Below are 14,072 nucleotides of genomic sequence, written 5' to 3'. Positions count from 1 at the left end.
TAACTACAGTCACGTAAGTCGACCAAATGGTCGCGGCTATTAAAAGTTGGTTAACTTTCTATTGGTCTTTCTTTTGGCAAGGCTCAATGGGAGGTGGGGTAGCCTGCTTTCACTAGTCGCGATTGGTAGTGGTGGATTCACTCAAAATCCAACAAGGAATTTTCATGTTCGAAAAACCAGTTGTTAAAACGTTCCAGTACGGTAACCACACAGTTACTCTAGAAACTGGCGTTATTGCACGTCAAGCTACAGCAGCAGTTATGGTAACAATGGATGATACTGCGGTATTCGTATCTGTTGTAGGTAAAAAAGAAGCGGTAGAAGGTCAAGACTTCTTCCCTCTAACGGTTAACTACCAAGAGCGCACTTACGCTGCGGGTAAAATCCCTGGTGGTTTCTTTAAACGTGAAGGTCGCCCTTCTGAAGGTGAAACGCTAACGGCTCGTCTAATCGACCGTCCAATCCGTCCACTTTTCCCAGATGCATTCAAAAACGAAGTTCAAGTTATCGCGACAGTTGTGTCTGTAAACCCAGACGTTCAACCTGACATCGTAACTATGATTGGTACGTCAGCGGCACTTGCTATTTCTGGTATCCCGTTCAACGGTCCTATCGGTGCGGCACGTGTTGGTCACATCGACGGTCAACTTGTTCTTAACCCAAGCACCACTGAACTAGAAACATCTAAACTAGACCTAGTTGTTGCGGGTACTGAAGGCGCTGTTCTTATGGTTGAGTCAGAAGCTGACAACCTAACTGAAGAAGAGATGCTATCTGCTGTTGTTTACGGTCACGATCAACAGCAAGTTGTGATCAATGCGATCAACGAATTCAAAGCGGAAGTGGCTACTCCTGCTTGGGATTGGGTTGCTCCAGAAGAGAACACAACGCTTGTAAACAAGATCGCTGAACTTGCTGAAGCTAAGCTAGTTGAAGCTTACCAAATCACTGAGAAGATGGCTCGTTACGACCGCATCCACGAGATTGCTGGTGAAGTAAACGAAGTTCTTCTTGCTGAAGATCCAGAAGCAAACACAAAAGAAATCCACACTATCTTCCACGATCTAGAGAAGACAGTGGTACGTCGCAGCATCATCGCTGGTAACCCACGTATCGACGGTCGTGAAAAAGATATGGTTCGTGCGCTAGACGTACGCACTGGTGTTCTTCCACGTACTCACGGTTCATCGCTATTCACTCGAGGTGAAACTCAGGCGCTTGTAACTGCGACTCTAGGTACGCAGCGTGATGCTCAAATCATCGACGAGCTAACGGGTGAGCGTAAAGATCACTTCCTACTGCACTACAACTTCCCTCCATACTGTGTAGGTGAGACTGGTTTTGTAGGTTCTCCTAAGCGTCGTGAAATCGGCCATGGCAAACTAGCTAAGCGTGGTATTGCTGCAGTAATGCCATCTGTAGACGAGTTCCCATACACAGTACGTGTGGTATCAGAAATCACTGAATCTAACGGCTCTTCTTCAATGGCTTCTGTATGTGGTACGTCTCTAGCGCTTATGGATGCTGGTGTGCCAATCAAGTCTTCTGTTGCGGGTATCGCAATGGGTCTTGTTAAAGAAGGCGATGATTTCGTTGTTCTTTCTGACATCCTGGGTGACGAAGACCACCTAGGTGACATGGACTTCAAAGTAGCAGGTACTAACACTGGTATCACTGCACTTCAGATGGATATCAAAATCGAAGGTATCACTAAAGAGATCATGCAAATTGCGCTTAACCAAGCTCAAGGTGCACGTAAGCACATCCTATCTGTAATGGATGAAGCTATCTCTGGCGCTCGTGAAGATATCTCTGAGTTCGCTCCGCGTATTCACACAATGAAGATCAGCGCTGAGAAGATCAAAGACGTTATCGGTAAAGGTGGTGCAGTTATCCGTGCTCTTACTGAAGAGACGGGTACAACTATCGAAATCGAAGACGACGGTACAATCAAGATTGCTGCAACTGAAGGTACAGCTGCGAAAGAAGCAATCCGTCGTATCGAAGAGATCACGGCAGAAGTTGAAGTTGGCCGCATCTACACAGGTAAAGTAGCGCGTCTAGCAGACTTTGGTGCATTCGTAACTATCCTGCCAGGTAAAGATGGCCTAGTACACATCTCTCAAATCGCAGACAAGCGTGTTGAAAAAGTGTCTGACTACCTAGCTGAAGGTCAAGAAGTTCAAGTTAAAGTCCTTGAAATCGACCGTCAGGGCCGTGTACGTCTAAGCATGAAAGAAGCAGTTGAAAAGACTGAAGAAGCGGTTTCTGAAGAGAAACCAGCAACAGACGCATAATGCTGCGGATATCGCTAAGTAGGCTGGTGTTGTGTATTAGCCTATTTTGCTAAAAGCATGTTATAAAGGGAGCATCACGCTCCCTTTTTTAATGCGGACCAGTCTGGGTTAAAGGCTCAGCAACAGGAGTATTTATTTGTGAAATGGTTTCAAACCGCAACACTTAGTATGGCTTTGTTAGTGACGGGCGGTTGTGCGTCTATATTCGATCAGCAGCCTGATTGGATATTGCCGCCGATGGTTGAAGCGTTACAGCCCACTTTGCAACAAGAAGTACAGATAGCCAGATTAAGCCAGCTGCTACAACGCCCCGATTTACCCAACGAAACGAGAGCTAAAATGCTGAACGAAAGGGGAAATCATTATGATAATGTTGGCCTCAGAAACTTAGCTCGATTAGATTATGAACAATCATTGGCAATCTACCCTGCTCAGGCGGATCTCTTCAATTTGTTAGGCGTCTATTTCACAGAAAATAGAGACTTTGATGCTGCCTATGATGCATTTGATTCTGCTTTAGAGTTGGCTCCTGAGAACTCATACGCAGCAAGAAATCGTGCTATTGCTTTGTACTATGGCGATCGTATTGAACTAGCGCTTGAAGATATGCAGTTACATTACGAACAAGATCCCAGTGATTCATTCCGAGCTCTTTGGCTGTATATCGTCAAGTCTAAAGTTTCCCCCATGTTGCAAAAGAAGAGTTGCTTGCTAGATATGCGGCCCGTGATAACCAGTGGGGATGGTTTTTAGTAGGGATTATTTTAGGTGAGGTTTCCGAGAGAGAGGCTTTTAAAACCATCATGGAAACCAGTAGTGAACGCACTGTTTTGGCCCAGCGTTTGACGGAAGTTTATTTCTATTTAGGTAAACGTTACCAAGCTCAAGGAACCGATGAAGATCTAGCCAAAGCGATTTCATTCTATAAATTGGCCATTTCTTTCAATGTCTTTGAATATGTTGAACATCGCTACGCCTTTCTCGAACTACAGGGCATTTATGATGCAGCGCATCAAAAAGGGATGACTCATTCTCCAAATAAACAGGCCCGTTTAAAGTAGCCAGTGACTATTGTGATTGAAGCCGCTGCCTCGCAGCGGTTTTTTATTGCCATCTATTTCTACTGACATTAAAATAGTTAGCCTTGCTAACTAATTAGGCTGAGATTTTATGGCTCTGGAAAATTGTCTGATTGAATTGGAACGTTTTTGTGCCAAAGCGTGGCGAGTTCATGCTAAAGAAGATCCTTTATCTCTACTGAGTTTTAACGAATATGACTACTTGAGGGTTATCGACGAATTTCCTGAAGGAATTCGCATCACCGACCTAGCCAATGAGATGAAAGTAACCAAACCGTCCGCGTCGAATATGGTCGCACGGTTGCAAAATAAAGGCTTAGTTTCACGTATCTCATGTCTCCAGGATGCACGTTCAAAGCGAGTCATACTGAGTGAGCAGGTGTTAAAGGATTTATCGAAAGAACAGTTAGTTTATCAGCATATCGCACAAGCGATGAGCAATAAATTGACTAAAAAAGAAGCAGGGCAGCTTGTATCTCTGTTGGAAAAATCACTAAAGGATTAATGGGTTCCAACCTTTCATTTAACTATTTAGTTAGCCTAGCTAACTGATGGAAAGAGTTATGCAAACTTCCATATATAAACAGTTTTGGCAATACACAATTCCAACCGTCGCAGCCATGCTAGTCAATGGCTTGTATCAGGTGGTTGATGGCGTATTTATTGGCCGTTATGTTGGCGCTGATGGGCTTGCAGGAATCAATGTTGCTTGGCCTGTGATCGGCTCAATTTTAGGAATTGGCATGCTTGTGGGGGTAGGGACAGGAGCAATGGTGTCGATCCGCCAAGGTGAAAAAGACACACTAGGCGCGAAACAAACTCTTGCGACAGGTCTGGTACTTCTATTGGTATTAACTCCTGTAGTATCAGGGGTTCTGCTTTTCTTCTCTGATGATTTCTTACGTTGGCAGGGTGCTGAAGGACGAGTGTTTGATTTAGGGCTACAGTATCTGCATATCTTGATAGGTGCCAGCGTATTTACCCTCGGCTCGATTGCCATGCCGTTCTTACTGCGTAATGACGACAGCCCAAATTTAGCGACGATATTGATGGTCGTGGGAGCGGTGATCAACATAGTGCTCGACTACCTGTTTATTGCTTGGCTAGGTTGGGAGCTGACTGGTGCAGCGATTGCGACCGGGGTTGCTCAGATGGTTGTTACCTTATTTGGATTAGTGTACTTCTTCTCACCAAGAGCCAAACTTCGCTTACAAATTGATGAGTTGAAACTTAAGTTAGCCTTGGTGCCTGAGATATTTTCCATCGGTACATCGAGCTTTTTTATGTACGCCTATGGTTCGATTATGGTGGCATTACACAATAGCTTGTTTGCTCAATACGGTGATCAGCTTTTGATTGGTGCCTATGCCATTTTGGGCTATATCGTCACTGTATATTACTTGACTGCCGAGGGGATCGCCAACGGCATGCAACCCTTGGTTAGCTATAACCATGGCGCACGTCATCAGATTAATATTCGTAAGTTGATCAAAGTGGCGATGGTCAGTTCAGTAGTCATCGGAATGGTGTTTGTTCTTTTGCTGAATCTCTTCCCACTTGAGTTTGTCTCGGTATTCAATTCATCGGATACTCAACTGATTGATAATACGATTCTTGGCATTCGATTGCATATGTTTGCGCTTGCATTGGATGGATTCCTTGTTGTAGCTGGAGCCTATTATCAGGCGATCAATAAAGGCAGCAAAGCCATGTTCGTTACTGTAGGTAATATGCTGATCCAATTACCTTTCTTATACATAATGCCTAAACTAATAGGCGTTCCGGGCATTTGGATTGCTTACCCGTTATCAAATATCGCGTTGAGTATTATCGTGGCGATGATGTTACTAAAAGACATTCAACGTTATAGCACACAGCCATCCGAGCAAGCATTGGCATAACATGTAAACATTATTTTAAATGGGATCCGGTATAGGTAACGCTTGTACCGGATTTTTCTTATCTGGCATAGGTGTAATGTCTGAAATTGTTGTAGTAGAGTTTTAGCACTATGTCTCGTTTTGTGTCGAGAGATGCATACTCGTGCCGAATGTTGATCGAATTGTTGTTTGGTATTTATATAATTCACTAGCTAGTCTTAGTAATGAGACAGATTATCTTGCCGAGTCTCTATAATGTAACGGCTAAGTTTTGGTGCCTCTAGAGGCACAGCATTAAAATTTGAATCAATAGGGATACATTTCATGGCTAGTCAGTTCCGAATGGACTCCATTCCTGGTTCACTTATCGTTGTCGGTGGTACGTATGAGCCCTGGCTGTCGGTGTTAGAGCAAGTAGGATGGCGTTGCACTCAGTGTGCAGATTTACGCAAAGCAGACGCTTTGTTCAGCGAAACAGGACCATGCATTGGCATTGTCGACCTTAGTCATGACGAGTTTAGTCTCAATGGTATTGCGAATTTGGTGAGTAATCATAAGCAAGTACGCTGGCTCGCATTTATCCGCGAATCGCAGTTAAGTTCAGATACTATTTGCCAATTTATTGTTAACTTTTGTATCGACTTTTTCACTGCGCCAATTCCAGATGCTCAGCTTCTCAGCACCATTGGCCATCAACTTGGTATGCTCAAGTTAGAGAAAAAAGTCTGGCCACACTATGGCAGTAATAATGACATGGGGCTGATTGGAGAATCGATCCCAATGAAGCGTCTGCGTGATCAGATAAAACGTATCGGTCCAACTGACGTGAGCATTCTCATTTACGGTGAGAGTGGCACTGGTAAAGAGACCGTAGCTCGTGCTGTGCATAAAACCTCTTCTCGTGCGCAGAAAGAGTTCATTTCTGTCAATTGTCGCGCGATGTCAGAGAGGCGCCTTGAGAGTGACTTATTCGGTGTTAACCGAGATGAAACCTCTGAGCCTTCGATTCTTGAAAAAGCAGATGGTGGTACGATATTGCTTAACGATATCCTGACCTTACCTAAGTCTCAGCAATTGAATCTATTGCGATTTCTTCAAGAAGGCACTATTGAGACAGCGAATGGTCGTCAGGAAATCGATGTACGGATCCTAGCTGCCAATTCGGCCGATATTGAAAAAGCTTTGATTGATGGTGATTTCAATGAAGAGCTTTACCACTACATTAATGTGTTGCGCATCAATGTTCCAAGCTTAAAAGAGCGCGCTGGGGATATCGCAATACTCGCGCGACATTTCCTTCAGGAATACTCCAAGGAATACAACGCACAGGCTCGTAGTTACACCGAAGAAGCCACACGAGCTCTGACTCGTTATCACTGGCCGGGTAATGTGCGTGAATTGATGAATCAGATCAAGCGTATTGTTCTGATGTCTGAGACAGTGATGCTGGATGAAGAACACCTCGATTTACCTAAACGAAGCGATGGCAAACGCAGTTTAAAAAGTATCCGTGAACGAAGTGAACGTGATGCGCTTTTATTGGTGCTCGAGTCTCATTCTGGTCAGGTATCAATGGCAGCGAAAGAACTGGGTGTATCACGTGCTACTATGTATAGATTACTTAATAAGCATAACTTAATCAGTGATACAACAGTGTAATTATTTGTTTTATCTAAATAAAGCCACACTTTAAGCCGTGTGGCTTTTCTATTTACATAGAGAATAAATCGCTGAAGGTTATATCACCTAGTGGAATATCTTATAATCATGAGTTTGGTGCGGTTATTTTTAGGTTAAAACATTGTATTTTAATTCTATGCAAAATAATGGTTGAAATGTCATCGCTTATGCATAAAATTTAATCGTGAGTATAAGCTCACATATCGAAACACTTTTCTATTGGATTAATACATTACTGGGAGGCGCACAATGAAACATTTCAACGTCAATTCATTGATGACTGCGTCTTGTGATCAAGCTTCGAACATGGTGGCTAAACAAAGCAAGCCTGCGTCGTGTGATCGCCGTTCTACCCAAATATTGTAATTAGTCCGTACCCATTTTTTTAATTGGCTGCGGGAAGCAGCGAATTAAAAATGTCTTTATTTTTCGGTCTATTCGTTGATTTTCCCCAGCTGTTTCTCATTCAACTGGAGATTTATCATGAGTCATTCTGTCTATCTAAAACTTGCTACTCTTTTGGTTAAAGCTGATTTACGTCGTGAAGAGCGTGATTGGAAACGTCGAATCAGGCGTAGTGCTTTCCATATCCCATGGGAAAACGAACGTTTACTTCGTGACATTGGTTTGGAAAACGATGGCCGCCCTGTTGGTCATTCAGAACCTGATAGCGTAAAAGCTGAGCGTCGTATTCGTCATCTTCGTCGAGTTCTCAGTGTGCGAATATCTACGTAATGGATAGGACCAGTTTGCTTCACTGGTCCGAAATTTATCAGCCAGCTACTGATGCAGTAGCTGGTTTTTCACTAAGGGCAAGGGTTGGAGTAAGTCGTGCCAATTTCCTGAAGTCCCTGGAGCAATTCTTCACTTAATACGACATCAAGACTGTCAATATTAGATTTGAGCTGTTCCAGATTCGTTGCTCCTATAATGTTGGAACCAACAAAAGGCCGTTGATTGACAAAAGCCAAGGCCATCTGAGCTGGATCGAGTCCATGCTGTCTAGCTAGGTTGACGTACGCTTGTGTCGCTTGTATTCCTTGCGGAGTAAAATAACGAACAAAGCGCTCAAACAATGAACATCTCGCCCCCTCTGGACGTGCTTTGTCGAGATACTTACCGCTCAGGCAGCCAAATGCTAATGGTGAGTAGGCGAGTAACTGAACACCTTCATAATGACTGATTTCCGACAAACCGATTTCAAAGCTGCGATTAAGTAGGTTGTACGGGTTCTGAATCGAAATAATGCGTGGTAGTTCATGCTTCTCCGCTAGGCGCAGCAGTGTCATTACCCCCCAAGGTGTTTCATTGGAAACACCGATATAACGCACTTTGCCTGCTTTAATGAGATCGGCCAAGCTCTCTAGGGTCTCAATGAGTGTGACTTCTTCCTGCTCATCTGGGTATGGATAATTGAGTTGGCCAAAACAGTTTGTTTTGCGCTGAGGCCAGTGCAGTTGGTACAAGTCAACGTAGTCAGTTTGTAGTCTCTGCAAGCTGTCGTCTATCGCTTGATGGATATTGCGCCTATCTAGACGCATGTTGTCACGAATATAAGGGACGTTTCTCGGCCCTGCAATTTTGGTCGCCAGTACGACTTTTTCTCTCTTCCCTGATTTCTTCAGCCAATTACCGATGTATTGCTCGGTAGAACCTTGGGTATCCGCTTTAGGAGGGACAGGGTACATTTCGGCAGTATCGATGAAGTTCACACCACGCTCGAGTGCATAATCAAGTTGACTGAAAGCGTCTTGCTCCGAGTTTTGTTCACCAAAGGTCATGGTGCCAAGGCAGATTTTACTAATTTCAAGAGTGGAATTAGGTAACTTGTTGTATTGCATTGAACTTCCTTACTCAATTTCTCTTTGTTATCTCAATATAGGGCATCGCTACATTAGAAGGAATGGTGCTCGATAACAATTTCGCAAAATTTGCATAGTTAACTAAAATTAAATTGGAGGTGTGCTATGCAAAAAAAACAATTAGATAAATGGATCCATGGACATCACAAAGATAACTACCAACCACCCAAGGTGTTTGTCATTGGGTGTTCAGATCTCTCCCACTACCTTCTCGCAGTGGAGTACAAACATAGACTGGAACCAATCAAAAAAGATGATAAGCCGATTCATTTTGAGTCTCTCGACTCTGTCAAAGAAGAGCTACTACGTTTGGGCGTTGAAAGGGCTTACCTAAGGTTACACAATGCTTATGATGAATGTGGCGCTGGAGATGGTCCACTTTATCATGATGTCGAACTGTCATTAACCACACATTAGATCAAACAAAGTTTTGCTCAAGGATCTGAGCCGTAAATTGAGTTCGAAGATAGAACCCTCGCGGTAATGTCATTATAGGCTTGCCGCTCGCTCCATACGCTTCAGTCAATACTCTGCTATTCGCGGCTTTTGGTCGCAATTGCAGGACTTCACCATGGCGAGCGGTAATTTGTTCCACGTGTCCTAGCACGATCAATTCCATTAATTCTTCCCAATCCGTTTTGAGCTGCAACTCTTCGTTTTCACTTGGTGACCATATTAAAGGTGACCCCACGCGACGTTCAGCAAGTGGGACCTCACGTTCCCCTTCGACAGGAACCCAAAGCACTCTTGATAGCTTGTTGCGTACGTGACTGGTTTCCCAAGTCAGTCCTTGTACTCCAATCAGTGGAGCGACACAGACAAAGGTGGTTTCCAAAGGTTTGCCCGTATGGCCAATCGGGATCGTTTTGAGTTCGATTCCAAGCTGCTCAAAATCTTGTTGGGGTTTGCTTCCCGCGAGTGCACCTAGGTGCCATTCCAACAGTTGGCCGACCCAACCTTTATCTCTTTTAGGTCGGGCGGTACCATTAGGTTTGCCTCATCTGCCAGTTCCTTAAAACTCACGCCAGCAATATCTCTCGCTCGCTTGAGCAATTCGGTTTCTGATTTAGGTTCGGGCTTCATGAGGATCGTCAGGGTGGTCAAACGTTGCCGTTATTGTAGCTGAAATTGATCCAAATGTGACTGGTTGAAAGTGGATATTAGTGTCTAAAAGATCATCAATTAAGGGGTTATCCACAGGTGTTGTTGAGATAAGACGAATTTTTATCAGGAGTGTATGAATAAACAGTGTTTTAAGGCCAATAATTTGCTTGAGTTTTTGGTCATAACTTGCCTTGTTGAGTTGGTGATGTGGATAAAAGTCTGTCTGGTGGATCTTTGACCGATCTGAGTGAGGGGTGTTTTATGGATTGCTATTTTGGCAATTTTTAAAATTCTATTTTTTTATAATTCTGATTTTAAAGGTTTTTATTTTATTCTTTTAAAATCTTGTATTAAATGTGATGTTCTCATGGATAAAGAATGATCACTTTCTCTAGGATTCTGCACATGGTTATGCACAGAAAAGGTGAATAAATGTGGACTATGTCTCACCTTTGTGTGAATAACCGTGTTTTGGATTAAAAGTTATCCATAAAGACTGAGTTGCGCCATAATTTACGTATTAGTCACACTAGTAAGTTTGCTACATCTGGGGATATGTGGAAAAATCACTGTAATTAAGAATTTAATTAGAGGTTGGCCAGTGATAGATGGCGATGGTTACCGCTTAAATGTGGGAATTGTAATCTGTAACAACCATGGTCAGGTCTTCTGGGCTAAACGATACGGGCAACATTCATGGCAATTTCCTCAAGGGGGAATGGATGATGGCGAAACTCCTGAACAGGCAATGTTTCGGGAACTATACGAAGAGGTCGGTCTTACTAAAAAAGACGTAAAGATTGTAGCGACTAGCCGTCATTGGTTAAGGTACAAACTACCAAAACGATTAGTGCGCTGGGATTCGAAACCTGTCTGTATCGGACAAAAACAGAAATGGTTCCTTCTTCGTCTGGATTGTGATGAATCACGAATTGATATGCAGCGAGGAAATTCCCCTGAATTTGATGGTTGGCGTTGGGTGAGTTACTGGTATCCAGTCAGGCAAGTCGTGTCCTTTAAGCGAGACGTTTATCGTCGAGCGATGAAGGAATTTGCTTCTGTCGCAATGCCGTTTAAAGAGCGCAAAGCGAAGGGTAAACGCAAACACAGAAGAGGATAGACATGCTTTCTCAACTAAGGGACATAGTTGAACAGGTATCTAAAGTTGATGATGTGCATCAGGCACTCAGAGTTTTAGTAAAGCAAACATGCAGCGCAATGAACACGGAGTGCTGCACTGTCTATCTTGCGAATGAAGAAATGCAGCGTCTTGAGTTGATGGCAACTCAAGGCTTGCGTTTCAAAGGTAAAAAAATTCATATCAATTTCAGTGAGGGTTTGGTCGGTTTGGTCAAGCGTAGTGCTGAACCCCTTAACCTCGCCGAAGCTTCTCGGCATCCTAGTTTTAAATATTTTTCCCAGTTAGGCGAAGAGGTGTATCAAAGTTTTCTTGGTACTCCGATCATTTATCGCAAGCAAGTATTGGGGGTGTTGGTTGTACAACAAAAACAGCCTCGTCAGTTTGATGAGATCGAAGAATCTTTTCTAGTAACCTTAGCGGCTCAGCTTGCGGTGATTATTGCGCATGCGCAAACGCAGGGACATTGGCGCTTAGAGAAAAAGCAACACGCAATCAAAGGCATTCCTGCATCTTCTGGTGTTGCTATTGGCGAGTTCTGGTGGGATGACACCCAGCCGGATTTGACAGATGTATATCCAGCATCAACGTTGGACGTTGAGCGTGAACAAGAGTGGCTACTATTAGCGGTTGAAGATGCGTTGAGCGATTTTCGACGGATGCGAAAAAAGCTCGACAGTGAAATCAACAAAGATACATTGGCGATATTTGACCTATTTACACACCTGCTTAATGATCCAATGTTGCGTAAGGACCTAAAAACGCAAATCCAAAAAGGTGATCGCGCTGATTGGGCACTGAGGCAAGTCGTTGAAAGCTACTCTAATCGATTTGCTCGTATGTCAGATGTTTACCTCAGAGAGCGGGCTCAAGATATAAAAGAATTGGGTCAACGTTTATTGTTTTTTCTCCACAATACCGAGAAAGATAAGCCATCGATTGAAAAGCCGGTGATATTGGTTGTGCGCGAGTTAACGGCAACCTTGCTTGCTTCTATTCCTAAGGAAAAGCTCCTTGCTGTCGTTTCTCTTGAAGGGGCTGCAAACTCTCACGCTGCAATTTTGTCTCGTGCTTTGGGTATTCCAGCGGTGATGGGGGTGACACTTAATCCTAAACCGATTAATGGTAAGCGTGGTATCGTTGATGGATACAGCGGAAAGATCTTTGTCTCTCCGGGTAAGCAGCTACTCAAAGAGTATCGTGAACTGGCGCATCAAGAGAGCGAGTTGGCGACCATGGTCAACCAGCGAATTCTTGAACCTGCATGCACCAGCGATGATGTGCGTATCGAGGTCTTGCTCAACGCTGGTCTGAGTGCGGATGCGAACATTGCTGTCAATCAAGGGGTCGATGGAGTAGGTCTCTATCGGACCGAGATTTCTTTTTTACTCCAACATCGCTTCCCTTCTGAAGATGAACAAACTCTTCAGTATCAATCAGTGCTGAAGACATACCCCGATAAGCGCGTCGTCATGCGTACGCTTGATATTGGTGGAGATAAAGCGCTGCCTTATCTGCCTATTGAGGAAGACAACCCTTTTCTCGGTTGGCGTGGTATTCGATTTACCCTTGATCATCCAGATATCTTTCTGATGCAAATTCGCGCCATGATGCGAGCCAGTGCCGAGCACGATAATCTGAGTATTTTGCTGCCAATGGTGTCAGGGGCTCAAGAATTGGATGATGCGATTGATTTGATTGATCGTGCTCATCAAGAAGTCGCAGAATTGGATGAACGAGTGAAAATGCCAGCCATTGGAGTGATGATTGAAGTACCATCGATGATTTATCTTTTGCCGCTGATTGCTGAAAAGGTTGATTTTGTCTCTATTGGTACGAATGATCTGACACAATACTTATTAGCCGTTGATCGTAACAACGCACGGGTTGCTGATGTCTATGAGTCGATGCACCCAGCGGTGATAATGGCACTGGCTCATATCCAGCAAACTTGCCAGCAACTGCAACTGCCCGTTTGTATTTGTGGTGAACTGGCGGGTGACCCTATCGGTGCGCTTCTGATGGTTGGGTTGGGCTATCGTAGTTTGAGTATGAACACGTCCAATGTTGCTAAGGTGAAATACTTGCTGCGCCATACCGACAGTAGGGAACTAAGACAACTTGCTGACAATGCTTTAATGCAGCCTTATGGCAATAATATTTATACAATGATGCAAACATTCTTTGAAGAGAAAGGGTTCGCGGGCTTTATCCGCGCAGGTAAACGATAAGGAAAAATGTGAATATTGAATTTTTGGTCTTGCTGCTCCTTCTTGGCAGTGTTGTAGGGGTAATGGCGGGACTTCTCGGCATCGGTGGTGGCTTAATTGTTGTGCCCGCGTTGCTTTTTCTGCTTCCGATGGCAGGTATTGATCCTGCTATCAGCATGCAAATCGCTTTGGCGACTTCTCTTGCTTCTATTATTGTTACCTCTGGTTCCTCTGCACTTAACCATTTTAAACTCGGTAATGTGGATATGTATGTGGTGAAATGGTTGATGCCGGGTGTGGTGGTAGGTGGCTTTCTTGGAGCGAATGTAGCTGAATGGATCCCTCGCAGTATTTACCTAAAGTGTTCGGTGTTATCGTGTTATGTTTGGCGATACAAATGCTTTTTTCAATTAGGGGGCATAGCCATAGAAGCATGCCTGGCAATGGTGCAACATTGTCGATTGGGACTGGAATTGGCATGGTATCAAGTCTTGCAGGAATAGGCGGAGGGTCTTTGTCTGTACCATTTTTGAACCGACATGGTATTGAAATGCGTAAAGCGGTTGGTTCTTCATCTGTTTGTGGCTGCTTTATTGCTATTGCTGGTATGATAGGTTTCATCTTCCATGGTTATCAGGCACAATCATTACCATCTTACAGCTTAGGGTATGTCTATGTGCCAGCGCTTATCGCAATTGCGTCGACTTCTATGCTCACGACGCGTATCGGTGCAAAATTAGCTACATCATTACCAACCGCAACATTGAAAAAAATCTTTGCAGTATTTTTACTCTTTGTTGCTGGAACTATGTTGCTGTAACG

General features: G+C 43.9%; 9 protein-coding genes and 3 pseudogenes. 10 read left to right on the top strand and 2 right to left on the bottom strand.

The window, feature by feature from the left end:
* Window positions 1-164: 164 nt before the first annotated feature.
* The 6 genes and pseudogenes from pnp (at window position 165) to KW548_15740 (ending at window position 7,671) form a co-directional block, all read left to right on the top strand.
* Window positions 165-2,297: a polyribonucleotide nucleotidyltransferase gene (pnp, locus tag KW548_15765; GenBank protein QXX06489.1), complete on the top strand. Its 2,133-nt coding sequence runs from the start codon at window positions 165-167 to the stop codon at window positions 2,295-2,297.
* 138 nt (window positions 2,298-2,435) lie between these two features.
* Window positions 2,436-3,358, top strand: a pseudogene (nlpI, locus tag KW548_15760) (lipoprotein NlpI).
* A 109-nt stretch (window positions 3,359-3,467) separates the two neighbouring features.
* On the top strand, window positions 3,468-3,881 hold the full coding sequence (locus KW548_15755) for a MarR family transcriptional regulator (protein ID QXX06488.1): 414 nt from the start codon (window positions 3,468-3,470) through the stop codon (window positions 3,879-3,881).
* A 58-nt stretch (window positions 3,882-3,939) separates the two neighbouring features.
* The gene (locus tag KW548_15750; protein ID QXX06487.1) at window positions 3,940-5,277 is read left to right on the top strand and encodes an MATE family efflux transporter; all 1,338 of its coding nucleotides are present in this window, start codon (window positions 3,940-3,942) and stop codon (window positions 5,275-5,277) included.
* A gap of 303 nt (window positions 5,278-5,580) precedes the next feature.
* Window positions 5,581-6,915 (top strand): sigma-54-dependent Fis family transcriptional regulator, encoded by a 1,335-nt coding sequence (locus KW548_15745; GenBank protein QXX06486.1) that lies wholly within the window; start codon window positions 5,581-5,583, stop codon window positions 6,913-6,915.
* A 504-nt stretch (window positions 6,916-7,419) separates the two neighbouring features.
* Window positions 7,420-7,671, top strand: a complete 252-nt coding sequence (locus tag KW548_15740; GenBank protein ID QXX06485.1) for a DUF1127 domain-containing protein — start codon at window positions 7,420-7,422, stop codon at window positions 7,669-7,671.
* A gap of 71 nt (window positions 7,672-7,742) precedes the next feature.
* Here KW548_15740 and KW548_15735 read toward each other — a convergent pair whose 3' ends face one another.
* On the bottom strand, window positions 7,743-8,777 hold the full coding sequence (locus tag KW548_15735) for an NADP(H)-dependent aldo-keto reductase (GenBank protein QXX06484.1): 1,035 nt from the start codon (window positions 8,775-8,777) through the stop codon (window positions 7,743-7,745).
* 126 nt (window positions 8,778-8,903) lie between these two features.
* Here KW548_15735 and KW548_15730 point away from each other — a divergent pair, with 126 nt between their 5' ends.
* The gene (locus KW548_15730; GenBank protein ID QXX06483.1) at window positions 8,904-9,215 is read left to right on the top strand and encodes a hypothetical protein; all 312 of its coding nucleotides are present in this window, start codon (window positions 8,904-8,906) and stop codon (window positions 9,213-9,215) included.
* Window position 9,216: 1 nt separating this feature from the next.
* On the opposite strand, the pseudogene mutH reads toward KW548_15730, so the two are convergent.
* Window positions 9,217-9,881 (bottom strand): annotated as a pseudogene (gene mutH, locus KW548_15725) (DNA mismatch repair endonuclease MutH).
* 622 nt (window positions 9,882-10,503) lie between these two features.
* Here mutH and rppH point away from each other — a divergent pair.
* The 3 genes and pseudogenes from rppH to KW548_15710 all read left to right on the top strand — a co-directional run bounded on the left by rppH (window position 10,504) and on the right by KW548_15710 (window position 14,070).
* Window positions 10,504-11,022 (top strand): RNA pyrophosphohydrolase, encoded by a 519-nt coding sequence (rppH, locus tag KW548_15720; protein QXX06482.1) that lies wholly within the window; start codon window positions 10,504-10,506, stop codon window positions 11,020-11,022.
* A gap of 2 nt (window positions 11,023-11,024) precedes the next feature.
* Window positions 11,025-13,271 carry a phosphoenolpyruvate--protein phosphotransferase gene (ptsP, locus tag KW548_15715; protein QXX06481.1) on the top strand — a complete coding sequence of 749 codons (2,247 nt, stop codon included), beginning with the start codon at window positions 11,025-11,027 and terminating at the stop codon, window positions 13,269-13,271.
* Window positions 13,272-13,279: 8 nt separating this feature from the next.
* Window positions 13,280-14,070: pseudogene (locus tag KW548_15710) on the top strand (sulfite exporter TauE/SafE family protein).
* Window positions 14,071-14,072 lie beyond the last annotated feature (2 nt).

The sequence above is a fragment of the Vibrio neptunius genome (assembly GCA_019339365.1).
Lineage (GTDB): Bacteria > Pseudomonadota > Gammaproteobacteria > Enterobacterales > Vibrionaceae > Vibrio > Vibrio neptunius.
The sequence above is the reverse complement of the archived record's forward strand: the minus strand, read 5'-3'. Positions and strand labels throughout refer to the sequence as shown.